The 17,591-nt window shown below is 65.8% G+C and carries 16 protein-coding genes; 5 read left to right on the plus strand and 11 right to left on the minus strand.

Going from position 1 to position 17,591, the window contains the following annotated elements:
* Positions 1 to 130: 130 nt before the first annotated feature.
* The 8 genes from ACYVNQ_RS32375 to ACYVNQ_RS32410 all read right to left on the minus strand — a co-directional run bounded on the left by ACYVNQ_RS32375 (position 131) and on the right by ACYVNQ_RS32410 (position 8,852).
* Positions 131 to 760 (minus strand): acyl-homoserine-lactone synthase, encoded by a 630-nt coding sequence (locus tag ACYVNQ_RS32375; protein WP_460908772.1) that lies wholly within the window; start codon positions 758 to 760, stop codon positions 131 to 133.
* 177 nt (positions 761 to 937) lie between these two features.
* Entirely contained in the window at positions 938 to 1,669 is a 732-nt protein-coding gene (locus ACYVNQ_RS32380) for a helix-turn-helix transcriptional regulator (RefSeq protein ID WP_460908774.1), read from the minus strand.
* Between the two features lie 468 nt (positions 1,670 to 2,137).
* Positions 2,138 to 3,046 (minus strand): SMP-30/gluconolactonase/LRE family protein, encoded by a 909-nt coding sequence (locus ACYVNQ_RS32385; RefSeq protein ID WP_460908776.1) that lies wholly within the window; start codon positions 3,044 to 3,046, stop codon positions 2,138 to 2,140.
* Between the two features lie 57 nt (positions 3,047 to 3,103).
* Positions 3,104 to 3,901, minus strand: coding sequence for an FCD domain-containing protein (locus ACYVNQ_RS32390; protein ID WP_460908778.1), 798 nt, complete (start codon positions 3,899 to 3,901; stop codon positions 3,104 to 3,106).
* A 39-nt stretch (positions 3,902 to 3,940) separates the two neighbouring features.
* On the minus strand, positions 3,941 to 4,891 hold the full coding sequence (locus tag ACYVNQ_RS32395; RefSeq protein WP_460908780.1) for a 3-hydroxyacyl-CoA dehydrogenase: 951 nt from the start codon (positions 4,889 to 4,891) through the stop codon (positions 3,941 to 3,943).
* 22 nt (positions 4,892 to 4,913) lie between these two features.
* Complete coding sequence (locus ACYVNQ_RS32400; RefSeq protein ID WP_460908783.1) at positions 4,914 to 6,041, minus strand: ABC transporter permease; 1,128 nt, start codon at positions 6,039 to 6,041, stop codon at positions 4,914 to 4,916.
* Positions 6,038 to 7,582 carry a sugar ABC transporter ATP-binding protein gene (locus ACYVNQ_RS32405; protein ID WP_460908785.1) on the minus strand — a complete coding sequence of 515 codons (1,545 nt, stop codon included), beginning with the start codon at positions 7,580 to 7,582 and terminating at the stop codon, positions 6,038 to 6,040. Before ACYVNQ_RS32405 ends, ACYVNQ_RS32400 begins: the two co-directional genes overlap by 4 nt.
* Positions 7,583 to 7,592: 10 nt before the next feature.
* Positions 7,593 to 8,852: an ABC transporter substrate-binding protein gene (locus ACYVNQ_RS32410; protein WP_460908787.1), complete on the minus strand. Its 1,260-nt coding sequence runs from the start codon at positions 8,850 to 8,852 to the stop codon at positions 7,593 to 7,595.
* 307 nt (positions 8,853 to 9,159) lie between these two features.
* On the opposite strand from ACYVNQ_RS32410, the gene ACYVNQ_RS32415 reads away from it, so the two are divergent.
* The 3 genes from ACYVNQ_RS32415 to ACYVNQ_RS32425 all read left to right on the plus strand — a co-directional run bounded on the left by ACYVNQ_RS32415 (position 9,160) and on the right by ACYVNQ_RS32425 (position 12,477).
* Positions 9,160 to 10,053: a 2-hydroxy-3-oxopropionate reductase gene (locus ACYVNQ_RS32415; RefSeq protein WP_460908789.1), complete on the plus strand. Its 894-nt coding sequence runs from the start codon at positions 9,160 to 9,162 to the stop codon at positions 10,051 to 10,053.
* Positions 10,054 to 10,155: 102 nt separating this feature from the next.
* The gene (locus ACYVNQ_RS32420) at positions 10,156 to 11,532 is read left to right on the plus strand and encodes a GntT/GntP/DsdX family permease (RefSeq protein ID WP_460908791.1); all 1,377 of its coding nucleotides are present in this window, start codon (positions 10,156 to 10,158) and stop codon (positions 11,530 to 11,532) included.
* 273 nt (positions 11,533 to 11,805) lie between these two features.
* The gene (locus ACYVNQ_RS32425; RefSeq protein ID WP_460908793.1) at positions 11,806 to 12,477 is read left to right on the plus strand and encodes a hypothetical protein; all 672 of its coding nucleotides are present in this window, start codon (positions 11,806 to 11,808) and stop codon (positions 12,475 to 12,477) included.
* A gap of 100 nt (positions 12,478 to 12,577) precedes the next feature.
* On the opposite strand, the gene ACYVNQ_RS32430 is transcribed toward ACYVNQ_RS32425, so the two are convergent.
* Genes ACYVNQ_RS32430 through nthA form a run of 3 tightly spaced genes read right to left on the minus strand, consistent with a single transcriptional unit; the run spans position 12,578 to position 14,357 of the window.
* Positions 12,578 to 12,943 (minus strand): nitrile hydratase accessory protein, encoded by a 366-nt coding sequence (locus ACYVNQ_RS32430; protein ID WP_460908795.1) that lies wholly within the window; start codon positions 12,941 to 12,943, stop codon positions 12,578 to 12,580.
* On the minus strand, positions 12,940 to 13,617 hold the full coding sequence (gene nthB, locus ACYVNQ_RS32435) for a nitrile hydratase subunit beta (protein WP_460908797.1): 678 nt from the start codon (positions 13,615 to 13,617) through the stop codon (positions 12,940 to 12,942). Before nthB ends, ACYVNQ_RS32430 begins: the two co-directional genes overlap by 4 nt.
* Positions 13,614 to 14,357, minus strand: a complete 744-nt coding sequence (gene nthA / locus ACYVNQ_RS32440; RefSeq protein ID WP_460908799.1) for a nitrile hydratase subunit alpha — start codon at positions 14,355 to 14,357, stop codon at positions 13,614 to 13,616. The genes nthB and nthA overlap by 4 nt, the downstream gene beginning before the upstream one ends.
* A gap of 245 nt (positions 14,358 to 14,602) precedes the next feature.
* Here nthA and ACYVNQ_RS32445 point away from each other — a divergent pair, with 245 nt between their 5' ends.
* Together ACYVNQ_RS32445 and ACYVNQ_RS32450 are read left to right on the plus strand one after the other, a co-directional pair.
* Entirely contained in the window at positions 14,603 to 15,295 is a 693-nt protein-coding gene (locus tag ACYVNQ_RS32445; protein ID WP_460908801.1) for a nitroreductase, read from the plus strand.
* A gap of 360 nt (positions 15,296 to 15,655) precedes the next feature.
* Entirely contained in the window at positions 15,656 to 17,587 is a 1,932-nt protein-coding gene (locus ACYVNQ_RS32450) for an ABC transporter ATP-binding protein (RefSeq protein WP_460908803.1), read from the plus strand.
* The last annotated feature ends 4 nt before the right edge of the window (positions 17,588 to 17,591 follow it).

Below are 17,591 nucleotides of genomic sequence, written 5' to 3' on the forward strand. Positions count from 1 at the left end.
ATCGAATGCGCTTATGCGGGTGCGCTCAAATGCCAGGACGCCGGTGCGCAGGCGCCAGCGTGGTGCATGGGTTCATCGAATCGTCAAAAACGGGCGCGAAGCCGGGCGTCAAAACCGCCGTTGTCGCCACTCAGGCTGCGCTGACATGGCCTGCCACCGGTTCGTCGCTTGGCGCAAGCGTCGGTAGCGTGCGCGGCAGCCCCGCGCCGACGCGGCCCAGATCCTCGGGGCGCAGCAGGATCGCGACCGCCGGGCTCTCGCCCAGCCGCTGCGGCCGCCCCAACCGTTCGCAAGGCACGCCGGCGTGGCGCAGCATGCGCTCGATGCCGAGCGTCGTGACGGTCACATAGCGGGCAATCCGGTGCTCGAGCGCAAAGCGATGCACTTCACTGAACATCGCCTTGGCGGCATCGCCGAAACCGAATGCATGTTGCACGTCGCCGCGGATCGCAAAGCGGCTGAGCTCCCACACCGCCGCGTCGCAGGGCGCCGGGGTGTCTTGCAGCAGCCCGGCGAACGGTTCGCGCAGCATGTACGGCCCGGTGGTCGGCAACAGGCGCCAGCAACCGATGCAGACGTCGTCGCGAAACGCCACGAGGTAATGGGTGAGCGGCGTATCGTAGCCGTCCGTTTCGAGCGACGCGCTGGCCGGCAGGTCCCAGCCGAGCCGTTCGATAAACACGCCATGCCGCAGGCGGAACATCGCCTCGTGGTCGGCAGTCCACGGCGCACCGGTCAAACGCTTGAACTGTATCGTCACATCGCATCTCCAGGAGGGCTTTGGAGCATGATTTGATCCGAGCGCAATGCCTGCTTCCACTACAAGAACGGGTAGGGTCGTGCTCCGCGGCGGCGACTGCTGCGACGCTTCAGTGACGTCGCGATGACGCCTCGGTGACCTCGCGGTGACGTGCCGGTGACGCTTATGCGTCGCGCCCTAGACCAGCCCGCAGGCAATCGCCTTGAGCACCGCCACGTGGCGGGTCTGCGCATCGAACTTCAGCATGATGTTGCGGACGTGATACAGCACGCCATGTTCCGAGATGCCGAGAATCGACGAGATTTCCCACGTCGATTTGCCGATCGCGATCCACTTCAGGCATTCGAGTTCGCGTCTCGTCAACGGTGCGCGCAGCACGTTCTCCTGCTTGTTGACGATGCGCGTCATCACGTCGTGCATAAATGCCGCGACCAGCACGCCCTGCGCGAGCGTCAGCATCGCGCGCTGCGCGTCGGCCGGCCCGGTGGTCTGGCGCACGCGGCGTGCGAAGCTCAGCACACCGATATCGCCCTGCTTCGAATGGATCGGAAAACTGATGCCGCTGACGAGACCGTACGCGCCGGCTTCCTCCATGAATTCATGCTGCTGGCGCGACGTACACGCGAGGTCGCCCCACGCGATCGGTACCAGCCGCGCGCTGCAGTGCTGCATCACCGGGTCGATCTGGATGTAGTTTTCCGCGTCGTATTTGAGCCGCCACTCGGCGGGATAACCGGAGACGATCTTCAGGATGCTTTTCTGCTTGCCCAGGCTGAAGATACCGCCGTAAAGAAAGGAATCGAAGTCGAGCATCGCCGCGATGTCGGCGAGACGACTGCGCATGTCCTGCTCGGTGCTGATGGTAGTCAGCTGTTCGAGCATTGCTTGCGTCAGTACCCCTGGTACCATGATGACGTGCCCCTTGATGTGCTTGACCCGGCTTTCTTGTTTTGGTGTCGGGTATCCGGTTATGGCTGGCTTACCGGTGGTCGCTGCGTCGACTTCGCGGGTGCGGCGACACGCGCGAATCGAATGCGTAGCGAGGTGCGGATTGCGCATGAAGCGCAGCGCATCGCGTGCGCGTACGACGCGCAGCGGCAGCGCGCAGGGTCGATGTAGTCATGTGGAAGGTCTCAAGACGTCCTTGCGTTTGAGCGGACGTCGCGTGGTCTCGGATGACCTCACTCTAGCGGATTTTCAAACGCTTCTACCTATTCAAACAGATAGTGCGGCAGCGCATTCAATAACGAAAAACGCGCCGCAATGCGGCGCGCTTAGCGCGTGACCATATGGATGCACAGTGCATGGTCCGGCGATGGGGCTCTGCAGCGGCGGGCGCGCGGCACCTGTTCCGGGTGCCGCGGCGCGCGTGAGGCGTTACGGCGTCTGAACGCCCTGCGTGTTGACGAACACCGCATACAGCGCCGAGCTGGCCGCAATAAAAAGCCGGTTGCGCTTAGCGCCGCCAAACGTGACGTTGGCCACCGTTTCCGGCGTCAGGATCTTGCCGATCAGCTTGCCGCTCGCATCGAAGCACTGCACGCCGTCGCCGGCCGCAACCCACAGATTGCCGTCGACATCGAGCCGGAAGCCGTCCGGCACGCCTGGCTCGATCACCGCAAACACGCGCCCGTTGCTCAGGGTGCCGTTGTCGGCCACGTCGAACACGCGGATGTGATGCGGCGCATCCGGTCCATGCGAGCGCCCGGAATCGGCGATGAACAGTTGCCGTTCGTCGGCCGAAAAGGCGAGCCCGTTGGGTTTGACGAAGTCGTCGGTCAGTTGCTTGATCTCGCCGGTTTGCGGATCGCAGCGATACACGTGGCAGCCACCGATCTCGCTGTCCGCCTTGTGGCCTTCGTAGTTGGTCAGAATGCCGTACGGCGGGTCGGTGAACCACACGCTGCCGTCCGATTTGACCACTACGTCATTGGGCGAATTGAGCCGCTTGCCGCCCACGCGCTCGGCCAGCACCGTAATCGTGCCGTCCGGTTCGGTGCGCGTCACGCGCCGGTTGCCGTGTTCGCAGCTGACGAGCCGCCCTTGCCGGTCGCGCGTATTGCCGTTCGAGAAGCCCGACGGGTAGCGAAACACGCTGACCTGTCCGCTCTCTTCTTCCCAGCGCAGCATCCGGTCGTTCGGAATGTCGCTGAACACGAGGTAACGGCCATCCGCGAAATACACCGGGCCTTCGGCCCAGCGCGTGCCCTTGTACAACGTCTCCAGGCCGCACACCGGGATGATGTACTGCATGAATTTCGGATCGATCGCTTCGAAGTAAGCCATCAACACTGTCTCCGTTGTGATAAAGCCGGCCGTCGGCGTGATGCCGGCTGGCTCGTTCTAGTCGGTGCTGCCGTGTTTGCCCGCCGTGCCGTGCGGCCCATGCTTGCCGTGTGCGTCTTTGGGGATATCCGTGCGCACCTCTTTACGCACGTCCCAATAGTACGTCTCGACCTCGGTCAGATGCCGCCGCATCACCTGCTCCGCGCGATCGGGCTCGCGCGCGACGATCGCCTCGAACAGCTGCGTGTGGCAGCGGATCGCCGCAGCCAGCGCATCGGCGTGCTGCAACGACGTGTGACGCTGATCCTGCAACACGCTCAGCACGCTGCGATACAACGCGTCGATCAGCGGATTGTGCGCAAGACTGGCGACGCCGAAATGAAACGCGTCGTCGGTGCGCGCGAACGCTTCAGTGTCGCCAGCGCTCGCTTCGTTGTCGCGCAGCAGCAGCTCGAGGCGATTCAGGTCCTCGGCCGTGGCGCAGCGGCATGCCTCGCGCGCCAGCGCCACCTCGACGAACAGGCGCGTCTGCTGGAACTGCTGCATGCCGCGCGCCGTCGATGCAAACAGCAACGCGGCACCCGACAGATGCTCGAGCAGTTCGCCCGGATCCGGTTCGACCACCCGCGCGCGCTCGCCCGCGCTGACCGAGATCAACCCCTTCTTGTTCAGCCACAGCAGCGCTTCGCGCACCGCCGGGCGGCCCACGCCGAAACGCTCCATCAGTTCGCGCTCGGACGGCAGCGCGTCGCCCACGCCCACCTCGCCCGACAGGATCATCGCTTCCAGGTGTTGCGCGACCTGGTCGAACAGGCGCTGGCGTTTGATCGTGAAGGGCGGCGTGGAGCTAGACATGGAGCGCGTCCGTGGATGACGGTGGGGAAGCTGACAATGCTACACGCTGTCCTGTTGTGCGAGCACGCGCCGTTTTGCGGCAACCACTGCGGCCAGCACCCGGTCGCGCCAGGCACGGCGCTGCGGCAGTGCTGCGGCCGCGGTCGCCGTGCGGCGCTGACGCTCGATTTCCTGCACCAGCGGCGCCTGCCATTCGCGCGGGTCGGCCTGCTCTTTCGCGAGGCCGTAGTACATCGGGCCGAGATTGCGGCAGTACTCGGCGACACCGTTGGCTGCATTCAGATCGATGGTTTCGAACGGGCCCATGAAGAACCAGCGCAGGCCGAGACCATCCGCGACTGCCTTGTCGACGTCGGCCACCGACAGGATGCCGTCTTCGACCAGCCGGAACGCTTCGCCAAGCAGCGCGCTTTGCAGGCGGTTCACGACGAAGCCGTTGATCTCGCGCGACAGGCGGATCGGCGCCTGGCCCACTTGCTCCATCAACTGCGCGGCACGCTCGAGCACGGCCGGCTCGGTCCACGGCGCGGGCACCAGTTCGACCAGCGGAATCAGATGCGGCGGGTTGATCGGATGCACGACGAGGCAGCGCTCGCGATGCTTCAGATGATCGGTGAACGACGAAGCCGGCAGACCCGACGTCGAGCTGGCCAGCACCACGTTCGGCGCGGCCAGCGCATCGAGTTTCAGATACAGCTCGCGCTTGATCTCGACACGCTCCGGCGCGCTTTCCTGCACGTAGTCGACGCCTGCGAGCGCCTCTTCGAGCGTCGCGCACGGCCGCAGCCGCGCACACACCGTGTCGGCGCTTTCCGCGCCGCCGAGGCCCTGCTGCACGAGGCTCTCGAGCGAGTCGCGCACGAACGTCAGGGTGTGCTGTACCGCTGCCGGCGTCGCGTCCCATACGGCGACATCGAGCCCTGCCCGCGCGAACACGAGCGCCCACGACGAGCCGACGACGCCACATCCGACTACCGCGATCCGTGTCATAGAGGATTTACTCCGATAAAGGTTAGCTGGCTGCCTTGACGGCAGCCTTGCGGCGGCGGATCGCCGCGTACACGGACAGTGCGACCGCGACGATCAGAATGCCGCCATTGAAGAAATATTCGACGTAGAACGGCGCGCCGAGCTGCTGCACGCCGGAAAACGAGAACGCAAGAATCAGGATCGCGAGCACGGTGCCGCCGACGTTGACGCGGCCCGGTCTGATCGAGGTCGCGCCGAGCAGCGAGCCGGCGAAGGCCGGCAGCAGATACTCGGCGCCGACCGACGGCGTACCCGAGCGCAGGATGCTGCCGAGCAGCACGCCAGCGGCCGCGCATAGCACGCCGGACGCGGCGAAGGCGCCGCCGATGTAGCGGCCGGTGCGCAGCCCGGACAATTCGGCGGCGCGCGCATTCGAGCCGATCACGTACAGGCTGCGGCCGACCGGCAGCCGCTCCAGCACGACCCACAGCACCAGTGCGACCACGGCCACGTAGACCGCGGGCAGCGGCACATAGCCGAGCACCTGCGACAAATTCGCAAACGAGTCGGGCAGATTGAAGCCGGCGATCTGCTGGCCGCCGGTGTACCAGTTCGATACGCCGTACAGCAGCGAGCCCATCCCCATCGTCGCGATAAACGAGTCGATCTTGAACTTCGTCACCAGCACGCCGTTGATCAGGCCGACCACGATGCCGATCAGCATCACCAGCGCGGCGGCCATCGGCCACGACATCGCGTTGTTGACCTGGAAGCCGATCACCAGCACCTGCGCCATGCCGACGTGATAGCCGACCGACAGGTCGAAGCGGCCGGTGGCGAGCGGCAGCATCACCGCGAATGCGAGCAGCGCGGTGACCGACTGGCTGGTCAGCAGGTTGCCGATGTTGCCGCTGCTGAGAAACGTATCGGGCCGCAGCGATGCGAATACGATCAGCACCAGCGCGAAGACGACGATCAGCCCGTAGTTCGCGAACAGGTCGGCGAGCCGTTTGGCGGCGCCCGGCGGCGGTTTGCGCGCGGGCTCGCGGGTGTCGCGCGAGTCTCGCGTACCGTTGCTGTTGTCGGCGCCACTGCCTGCGCTGCCTGCGCTGCCTGCGCTGTTGCCAGCGCTGTTACCAGATCCAATGCCGTTTCCGCTGGTGCTGTTCATACGTTATCCAGGTTGTTGGGCTGGGCCGGCCCGCGAGCGCCGCGGCTCTCGCCCAGCGACGAGCGCGCGATCAGCGCATCCATCGTCAACGCCGCGCCGGCCACTTCACCGGCCACGCGGCCGCGGTCGATCACCAGCGCGCGGTCGCAGACTGCCGCGACTTCTTCCAGATCGGACGACACGACGATCACCGCGGCCCCTTCCGCCGCGGCCTTGCGCAGCATCTGGTGAATCGACAGCTTGGCGCCGATGTCGACGCCGGCGGTCGGCTCTTCGAGTATCACGACCCGCGCACGGGCTTCGAGCCAGCGCGCCAGACAGACTTTCTGCTGATTGCCGCCGCTCAACCAGTCGATCAGCGAGGCCGGATTGCGCGGCCGCACGTCGAACTGTTCGAGGCGCGCCTCGACCTGGGCGCGCTCGCGTGCCGGCGCGCGCAAACGCCATGGGCTGCGCGCGGAGATCAGCGGATTGGGCAACAGGTTTTCGGCGAGCGTCATACCGGGGAAGGTGCTCTCGCGCATCCGGTCGCCGGCCAGCAGTACGATGCCCGCGCGAATCCGTGCGCCGATATCGTCGTGGCGCGCCAACGTCTTGCCGTCGAGCACGATGCGGCCCGCATCTGCCGCGAGCGCGCCGAAGATCGCGCGGCCCGCCGCTTCCTGACCGCCGCCGCGCAGACCGACCAGACCCAGCACTTCGCCGGGGCTCGCATCGAACGTCAGCGGCCCGCGCCCTTCCACCATCAGCTTGTCGACCCGCAGCACCGGCGGCCGGCGCGTTGCATCGTGGCGGGCCTGCTCGACGCTGGCAAGCGGCCGGCCGAGCATCTGCTCAATCAGTTGCTCAGGGCGTGTGTTGGCGATGTCGGTGGTGTGCACGTGGCGGCCGTCGCGAAACACCGTCACGCGATCGGCGAGGCCAAACAGTTCGTTCAGGCGATGCGATACGTAGATGATGCTGGTGCCCGCATCGCGCAGCCTGCGGATCGCTTCGAACAGGCGCTGCGCATCGGCTTCGGGCAGCGCTGCAGTGGGCTCGTCGAGCACCAGTGCGCGCGGCTTGCCCGCGAGGCTGCGCACGATGCCGAGAATCGCTTTCTCCGGCAGGCTCAGCGTCACCACCAGCCGTTCCGGATCGGGCGGCTCGACATCCATCGCCGCATACAGCGGCGCGGCCTGGCGCATCACCGCGCGCCAGTCGATCATGCCGCCCTTGCGCGGATAGCCCGCGATCAGCGCAATGTTTTCGCCCACGCTCAGATCGTCGACCAGCGCGAGATCCTGGTGAACGAACGCGAGCGGCAACGCCGCAACGGCGGGATCGACCGGCTTGCCGTCGAGCAGAAACTCGCCGCCGTCGGCCTGGTACACACCCGCCAGAATCTTGATGAAGGTCGATTTGCCGGCACCGTTCTCGCCGATCAGCGCATGAATCTCGCCGGGCCGCAGTTCAAACGCGGCGGCGTCGAGCGCCAGCGCGCCGAAAAAGCGCTTGGTGACGTTGCGCGCCGATAGCAATGGCACGGTGCCGGTACTCATGGTACGAACCTCAGCTCTTGCCGCACGGCGTGTTCGAGCCGCGCCAGATGTTCTGGTAGTGACACGCGAAGCCGTTGCTCGGGATGAACTCGTTGCTCTTGCCGCCTTCGCTATCGGCGTTTTCCTTCGTCACGAGATAGGTCGGCTGCACGAACTTCGACGGTTCCTGCCCGGCCATCGCGCGCACGATCGAATCGACCGCTTCGTAGCCGAACAGCGTGCTCGGCTCCGGCACGGTGGCGACTTCGTATTCGCCCTTGCGGATCATGTCGTATGCGGACGGCGGCCCGTCGGAGCCGACCAGATGCACTTCATCCGGCTTGACGCCCGAGGCGCGCAGCGCGGAGGCCACATACGGATAGAAGTTGTCGCAGCAGGTCGTGCCCCACCAGCCCTTGCCCTGGTTCGCGACGATGCCCGAAATCACCGACGGAATCCGGCGCGTCTGGTCGGCGATCGGAATGTTCACCATATCGACGAACTTGCAGCCGCTGCAGGCCTTGATCGGATCGGTCGCGGCCTGCGCCTTGAAGCGCGCAATCGCGAAGCTGTTGTCGAGGAAATGCAGCTGTTTCGCGGTGCCGTTGCTTTGCGCGATCAGATAGGCGGCTTGCGTTTCGCCGATCTCGGCGGGGTTCGACGAAATGTTGTTGAACAGACCGAGTTTCGGATCCGGGCCCGGGAACGCCGTGGCGTGAATGCCGATCACCGGAATGCCGGCCGCGATCGCCTGCTTGATCGGACCTTGCAACGCGCTGGCGTCGGCCGACGTGACGATTGCCGCCGGCTTGCTGGCCACCGCCTGCTGCATCGCGGCGAGCGTGCCGGTTACCGTGCCCTGCCCGTTCAGCACCACCGCGTTCCAGCCGAGCGCCTTGGCCGCATCGGTGACGCCGCGGCCCCAGTTGACGAACGACACGTACGACTGGTCGGCCGACACATAGACGATCGTCAGCGGTTTGGTCGACGCGCGCGGGCCGCTGGTCGGACCTTTCCAGTCGGTTTGCGGCTGCGTGCGTTGCTTGACGAGGGTCTTCGCCTCGTCGACTGAAAGGGTCTTGCGGATCTGCGGCTGCGGCCATGCGTCGAATGGTGTCGCGCGGGTTTGCGCGTGCGCGTGGCTGGCGGCCAGCAGGCCCACGCCGGCCAGCGCCAGCATCGCCAAACCATTGCGCAATGCCGTCAATGAGCCGTTCAGGGCGCGTGCGCCCATCGAGGCGGTACGGGTTCGAGCCCCGCTCGCGCGCGGGCTGTTCAGGTGCAACTCCATGATGTCTCCTTCGGTGGAAGCGCCCGTCGCACGAGATTGTTTTGAACGACCGAAAGCGGCTGCGCAGGCGTTCAACTAGTATGACAAGTTGCTATGTCGATAGTCAGCAGTGTATACCCGTATCAGCATAATTCGCTGCAGTTCCCTGTTTTGTGCGCGCAAAATACTGAGGAAACCGCTTTCTGGTTTCAAATTGCCTACAGTCGGCGGGCGGCAGCCCTCGCGCAGCAGTCGCGCGATCCGCGCCACCTTCTGTACCATCCACACTCTCCCCACCCCGTTTCCCCAACCGATTAGCGAGGACAACATGGCAAAAGCTGGATTCATCGGGCTCGGCATCATGGGCGCGCCGATGGCAGCCAATCTGATCAAAGGCGGTCATACGCTGTTTCTGCATAGCCGCTCGGGCGTGCCCGACGAGCTCGTCAAGGCAGGCGGCAAGGCCTGCGCGACGCCCGCCGAGGTCGCGCGCGAAGCCGACATCGTGTTCGTGATGGTGCCCGACACGCCGCACGTCGAAGCCGTGCTGTTCGGCGAGAACGGCGTCGCGTCGACGCTTGGTAAAGGCAAGACCGTGGTCGACATGAGCTCGATCTCGCCGATCGCCACCAAGGGCTTCGCCAAACGCATCGAAGAACTCGGCAGCGACTATCTGGACGCGCCGGTGTCCGGCGGCGAAGTGGGCGCGAAAGCCGCCACGCTGACGATCATGATCGGCGGCCCGCAAGCGACCTTCGACAAGGTCAAGCCGCTGTTCGAACTGATGGGCAAGAACATCACGTTGGTCGGCGGCAACGGCGACGGCCAGACCGCCAAGGTCGCCAACCAGATCATCGTCGCGCTGAACATCCAGGCGGTGGCCGAAGCGCTGCTGTTCGCGTCGAAGGCCGGCGCCGATCCGGCCAAGGTGCGCGAAGCGCTGATGGGCGGCTTCGCGGCGTCGCGCGTGCTCGAAGTGCACGGCGAGCGGATGATCAAGCGCACTTTCAACCCGGGCTTCCGGATCGGGCTGCATCAGAAGGACATCGGCCTCGCCAACGAAGGCGCGAAGGCGCTGGGCGTGGCGCTGCCGAACACCGGCGCCATGGCGCAACTGATGAACGCGGGCATCGCGCTCGGTCTCGGAGACGCCGATCACTCGGCGCTGTGTCAGGTGATCGAAACGCTCGCCGCGCATCGGATCGACGGCGGCAAGAACTAGACACCGGAGAGACACCGGAGAGGCACCGGTGGCGCGGTAGCCGCGGCTGCGCGCTCGCGCGCTGCCGCGCCTCACGGTATCCATCGACATGCAGGAGACCCCGTGCATCTGACAACAACCTTCACGCCGTGGTCGGCACACGACACGCGGCTGATCCTTTCCTGCCTGCTCGGTCTGGTGGTGATCATCGTCGCGATCAGTGCGCTGAAGCTTGCGCCGTTCCTGTCGATTCTGGTCGGTACCTTCGCCGCGGGCTTCACCGCCGGGCTGCCGCTCGACACCGTGGCAAGCTCGTTCAGCAAAGGCGCCGGCGCGCTGCTCGGCGACGTCGGCATCATCATCGCGTTAGGCGCGATGCTTGGCGCGCTGATGGCCGATTCGGGCGCGGCCGACCGTCTGGTCACGACGATTCTCGAGCACAGCACGCCGCGCCGGCTGCCGTGGCTGATGGCGCTGGTCGCGCTGATCATCGGCTTGCCGCTGTTCTTCGAAGTTGGCCTCGTGATGATGGTGCCGATCATCTTCGTGATGGCGCGCCGCTCGCAGCAACCGATCCTGCGCGTCGCGATTCCGGCCTTAGCCGGTATGACCACGCTGCATGCACTGCTGCCGCCGCACCCGGGCCCGCTGATCGCGGTCGCCGCGCTGCATGCTGACCTTGGTATCACGTTGGGCCTCGGGCTGATTGTCGCGATTCCGGCGGTGATCCTGGCGGGACCGCTATACGGCAATCTGCTCGCGAAACATATGCAGATCGCCGAGCCCGAAGAAATGGGCAAGCTGTTTCGCAGCGACACCGCGCAAAGCGAAGCGCCGGGCTTCGCGATTTCGCTGATCACGATCTTGCTGCCGGTCGTGCTGATGCTCGGGCGCACCGTCGCGAAGCTGCTGCTCGCACCCGACACGCTGCTGTTCGACACGCTGAATTTTCTCGGCGAACCGCTGATCGCGCTGGGGCTAACCGTGCTGTTCGCGATCGTCGCGCTCGGCTGGTCGCGTGGCATGCCGCGCGAACGGGTCGGCGCGATCCTGCGCCGCAGCCTGCCGCCGATCGCCGCGCTACTGCTGACGATCGGTGCGGGCGGCGGTCTCAAGCAGACGCTGGTGGCCGCCGGTATCAGTATGACGATCGGCAAGATCGCCGTCGGCGCGCATCTGCCGCTGGTGCTGCTGGCCTGGCTGATTGCGGTGGCGCTGCGTCAGGCAACCGGGTCGGCCACGGTTGCGACCACCACTACCGCGGGCATCGTCGCGCCGGTAGTCGTGGGGCTCACGGCAACGCACAATTCGCTGATCGCACTGGCGATCGGCGCGGGCTCGGTGTTCTTCTGCCATGTGAACGATGCGGGGTTCTGGATGGTGCGCGAATACTTCGGCCTGCAGTTGAAGCAGACGGTATTCGTGTGGTCGATTCTGCAGACGATCGTGTCGGTGGTCGGCCTTGCGTTGACGCTCTTGCTATGGGGTGTGATGACGTAAACTCAGACTTTACGCCGTGCTTAAGGCACGGCTTTAAGCCGTGCTTCATGTCGCGCGTTAAGCCACATCTGTCGTGCCGGTTTTAAGCGCACGCGGCACGCTAAACGCATATCAAATGACGAAGCGGCAGTCTCCTTGCAGTTCCTTTTTTGTCAGATGCAGCTGTGTGCATAAGCGCACAAAAGCACACATCGCAGAGTTGCCTTGCATGTGTTTACGCGCTAGTTTCAAGGCCGGCATCGAGTTCATAAAGGACCTCACAGGAGACTAGCCGTGTTGCCCGCAAACTGGCAAAGCCGTATCACGCTTGGCGTGTCGATCGTTGCAGCCGCATCCATTTCGATGACGGCATCCACCATTGCCGCGGCCGACAGCGCCGCACCTGTTGCAGTGAGCAGTCAGCCCGCCACTGAACCGACAGTTCAACCGCTTGCTGAACCGCTTGCACCGACGGCGAATCCGACCGCGGCACAGCCCGCTGCAAGTGCGCCCGATGCCCAGGCCAATGCCGGCCCGCCGGATATCGGCGGCCCCGTGATTCTCGGCGACGGGTTTGTCTATCAAGGCGGACTGCGCGATGGCAAGCCCGACGGCAGAGGCATCAAACGCTGGCCGACCGGCGAATGGGTGGTCGGCAATTTCGTGCAGGGCAAGCTGGAAGGCGAAGCGACCATCCACAATTCGGAAGGCGGCACGTTGAGCGGCGTATTCAGGAACAACGCGCCGTGGGATGCCACCGAAAAGACCGACGATGGCAGGGTCATTACGCAATACAGCGGTGGCGTGATGCGGCAGGTGACACAGCCGATGCCAGCCATGCAGGCCACTAACCAGGTCAACTCACAAGCCAACCCGCCAGCCGCGGCGCCCGCTGCGGCTACGCCAGGCGCGCAGCCCGCGGTGGCGCAGCAAGTGCATTCGTCTGCCGACGTGCCGAAGCAATAAATCCCGCACGGCTGTCGCGCTTTCACGCAATAGACCGGCCGCCGCGCTTTCAAGCGCGGGCGCGCCGGCTTCACGCCTGATCACGCTTCGTACGATCCGCTCAAAGCTCGATCGGCATGCCGTGCGGCGTGCGCCGCGCGGCGGCGTCCCACGCGTGCTGACGTTCGCGCAAACCGTCCGGCGTCACACAGCCTTTGGCCGCGGTGATGCGTTCGAGCGCAGTCAGCCAGTGCAGGTAGTAGGTGTCGCCGCGATCAGGGTCGCCGGCTGCCTGCGCGTCGCGAATCGCGGTGTGCAGCGCTTGCGCCCACTCGGCCCACGTGAACACGCCGCGTTGATGCAGCGCGAGCGTCATCGCAAAGGCCGCCGCTTGCCACGGTGCGCCGAATACCGGGCCGGTTTCATTGCGCGGCAGTTCCGGCAACTGATCGTACAGTTCCGATGCATCGGAAACGCATGCGCTCATACCGGCTCCTCGCGCGCGTCGGCAAACTCGAGATACGACTCCCAGCAGTCGGCGCACACCGATGCTGCCGTGGTGTGCTCGCCCCAGAGTTCGCGCGCGTCGAAGCGTACCGTGTACAGCCACTGCGGCTGCTCGCCCTGGCCGAGCGCGTTGGTATCGGGAAACACGTGCACGCCGCGCGCCGCGACGATCTGCCCGCGTTTGTCCCGGCAGTAGCGCGGCAGGCGCGTATGAGTGGGTGGATTCATTTGCCGGGTGCGCACGAAGTCGCCGTTTGCAAAGCGCGGCGCGCTCGACGCCGGCCGTTCGGTGGGTGCGCCACGCGCCAGCGCAGCCTTTACGTCGGCGGCTTGCAGCACGCGCGGCAGCGCGCCGGGCGGCTGCGTCGAGCGGCCCGAATCGATTTCCGCGGCGCTGGCGAGTTGATGGTCGATCAGCAGTTTGCGCAAGCCTGCAAACCAGATTTCGTAGTAGCTGCTCGACAGATACTGCGCGGGCGGCAGGCTCTCGCGCGCGGCGCGCGACGTGTCGATATTCCATTTGCCGGTGGCGCCCATCGCCAGCGTCAAGGCCAGCACGCGGCGCTCCCATGGCGCATGAAAGAGCGGCTCATTGGCTTCCTGCAGCACCGGGCCGAACGATTGCATGCCGCCGAGATCCTGGGCTCCGTTCATGCGGGCGCTCCTTGCATTGCGTGCAGCGCGCCGGGTTCGAGCGCGATGCCGGTGCCGATCATCGAATCGCGCGTGACGAGTTCGGCCAGTTGCGCCTCGCTCCAGCCATCGGTGCCGGCCGGACGCATCGGCAGCACCAGATAGCGCAACTCCGCGGTGGAATCCCAGACGCGGAATTCGACCTCGGCCGGCAGTTCGAAACCGAATTCTTTCAGCACGCCGCGCGGGTCGATCACCGCGCGCGAGCGGTACGGCGCCGACTTGTACCAGACCGGCGGCAGACCGAGCACCGACCATGGGTAGCACGAGCACAGCGTGCAGACGACCATGTTGTGCACCTGCGGCGTGTTCTCGAGCGCGACCATGTGTTCGCCCTGGCGCCCGGTGTAGCCAAGCGATGCGATCGCGGCACTGGCGTCTTCGAGCAGCCAGCTGCGGTATGCGGGGTCGCTCCATGCCCGGGCGACCACGCGTGCGCCGTTGCGCGGGCCGACCTGGTGCTGGTAGGTTTCGATCAGCACGTCGAGCGCTGGCGCATCGACGTAGCCCTTCTCGACCAGCAGCGATTCGAGCGCGCGCACGCGCAGGTCCATTTCCGACAGCTCGCTGCCTGCGTGTGTGTGGTTGTGGTCGTGGTCATGCGGATCGCTGTGTGCATGGCCGTGCGCGCTGCTGGCGGCATGATCGGACTCGTCATGTTCATGCTGCTGCGCGCGGTGCTGCGGATCGTGGCCGCTCATCGGAACACCCCTCGTCCTCGTCGATGCAAGGCACCCAGTATCGTTGCGTCGGGCAGCGATTGCAAACGGCAGTGCGGCTTACGGTTGCATGGCAACAGGCAACGGTACGCAGCGACAGGCGACGATAGGCAGCGGCTGCGGCGAGCGGCTAGAATCGACGTGGCCTTTAAGCAACCAGCGCGGCACCATGCCACGCGCATTGCCACAACGTAGCGACGCCGTTCCGACATTCGCGAGGAGCCTGCATGAGTCGTACCGATACCCCGATCGACACCGTCATCAAATCGCGCCGCTCGGTGCGCGCGTTTTTGCCCAAAACGGTCGCACGCGAAGACATCGAAGCGATCCTCGAGACCGCCAGCGCAGCGCCTTCGGGCACCAACCTGCAGCCGTGGAAGCAGGTGTATGTGGTGAGCGGCGACGCGCTCGCGCGCATCTCGCAGGCGCTGCTGGAAGCGCACGACGATCCGGCGCGCGATGAGCGGTATCAGGAGGAGTATCCGTACTATCCGCGTCAATGGGTGTCGCCTTATATCGACCGGCGGCGCAAGGTTGGCTGGAGCATGTATGGGCTGCTCGGCATCGACAAGACCGAAAAACACAAGATGCATGCGCAGTTCGGCCGCAACTACCGGTTCTTCGATGCGCCGGTCGGGCTGTTCTTTACGATCGACCGGGTTCTCGAGCTGGGTAGCTGGCTCGACTACGGGATGTTCCTGCAAACCGTGATGATCGCGGCGCGCGGACGTGGGCTCGATACGTGTCCGCAGGCGGCGTTTACGCCGTTTCATAGCGTGCTGGCGCCGATGCTGGGATTGGCGGAAAACGAGCAGCTGGTGTGCGGTATGTCGCTCGGCTATGCGGATCCGGATGCGCCGGTGAATCGCTTGCGCACGGAGCGTGAGGCGGTGGCGAGTTTTACGACGTTTGTGGAGTGACGGGAGCAGTCCTGCTTCATAGCCCTTGTTGCCGATCGGTCTTCAAAAATTCGCACCGCGGCACGATACTGGCGCGTGACCAGACCCGCTTCGTCGAGGCGGCGCGGAGGTACAATCGCGTTTCGCAGTCGGCGCTGTGCGTCCGTCGAGCATGAGGCCAGCCCAAGGGCGAACCGGACGGCAAGCCGAACGGCGAGCCACTCAACATGGCCCGGCAGTGCTTCACGAGCGCCCTCCTACATCGCTTCGTCCTTAGCGCCGCCCATGCGTGCACTGCGCCCTCCGCGCCGCGCGCCCGGCTTCCGCTCCACCCGTTCTGAATGGCAGGCTCACGGCCCCACGCGCCGCCGCCTGTGACTTATGGCTGACAACAAAACCAACGCCGGCTCCGCCGCGTTTCGCAACGTTTTGACCTTCACGTTCCAGCACTGGCGCAAGCAGCCGGTGCGGGTCGGCGCGATCATGCTCGTCGCGCTGTGCTCGGCGCTCGCCGACGTGCTCACGCCGCTGTTCGCCGGTCGCCTCGTCGACGCGCTGTCGTCCGGCGCCGCCGGCACGACCGCGCGCTCGCTCGCCGCACATGCGGCCGGCACCGCGTTCGGCGCGCTGATCGCGCTCGGCATTGCCGGCATGCTGCTGCGCCAGGCCGTGTACCGCAACATCATCACGATGACGCTGCACATGATGAGCGAGATCGCCGCCAGCGGTTTTCACCGCGTGCAGCGCTTCTCGACCGACTGGCACGCGAATGCGTTCGCCGGCTCCACCGTGCGCAAGATCACGCGCGGCATGTGGGCGCTCGATCTGCTCAACGACACCTTGCTGATCACGCTGCTGCCGTCGTGCGTGATGCTGATCGGCACCACCGTGCTGCTCGGCAGCCACTGGCCGGTGATGGGCGCGATCGTCGGCGCGGGCTCGCTGCTGTATGTCGCGATCACCGGCACGCTGTCGCTGCGCTATGTGGCGCCGGCCGCGCGCCTGGGCAATATGTGGGACACGCGCCTCGGCGGCGCGCTGGCCGATGCGGTCAGCTGCAATGCGGTGGTCAAGGCGTTCGGCGCGGAACAGCGCGAAGAGTCGCGCCTCGAACGCGTGATCAGCAAGTGGCGTAAGCGCACCCGCCGCACATGGCAGCGCGGCACCACCAACGGCGGCCTGCAAAGCGTGATGCTGGTCGCGATGCAGGCGGCGATCGTCGGTACGGCGCTGCTGCTGTGGCAGCGCAACGATGCGAGCGTCGGCGACATCACCTTCGCGCTGACCACCTTCTTCATGTTGCAAGGTTATCTGCGCGACATCGGCCAGCACGTGCGCAACCTGCAGCGCTCGGTCAACGATATGGAAGAGCTGGTTGCGCTCGAGCACGAGCCGCTCGGCATCGAAGACCGGCCCGGTGCGCGTGCGATCGCGATCGGCCCCGGCGAGATCCGCTTCGAGCACGTGACGTTCCGCTACGGCGCGCATCCGACACCGCTGTATCAGGACCTGTCGATCCGCATCGCGCCCGGCGAGCGGGTCGGGCTGGTCGGGCATTCGGGCTCGGGCAAGACCACCTTCGTCAAGCTGATCCAGCGCCTGTACGACATCGACGCGGGCCGCATTACGATCGACGGCCAGGACATCGCGCAGGTGCAGCAGGCTTCGCTGCGCCGGCAGATCGCGATCGTCCAGCAGGAGCCGGTGCTGTTTCACCGCTCGCTCGCGGAGAACATCGCGTATGCGCGGCCCGGCGCGAGCCACGACGATATCGTGCGTGCCGCACAACAGGCCAGCGCGCACGAGTTCATTGCGGCGCTGCCGCAGGGCTACGACACGCTGGTCGGCGAACGCGGCATCAAGCTGTCGGGCGGCGAACGGCAGCGCATCGCGATCGCGCGTGCGTTTCTCGCCGACGCGCCGGTGCTGATCTTCGACGAAGCCACGTCCAGCCTCGACAGCGAAAGCGAAGTGCTGATCCAGCAGTCGATGGAGCGGCTGATGGCGGGCCGCACCACGCTGGTGGTCGCGCACCGGCTGTCGACGGTGCGCTCGCTCGACCGGCTGCTGGTGCTGGACAAGGGGCGCATCGTCGAGGACGGCCCGCACGAGCAGCTGATCGAACTGCGCGACGGGCTGTACCGGCGGCTCTTCACGCGCCAGGCGATGGAAATGGCGAAAGGCATGCTGGACGATGGCGCGCAGGCTGCGCCGCAGCAGGATGCGAGCGACGATGCCGCGCTGGACCCGGGCGCGGCGGTTGCGCCGGCGCACGTGCACGCGGACGGCCCGACTGCTGAGCCGGGGCGCTAGCGGC

This window comes from Paraburkholderia jirisanensis, assembly GCF_054782355.1.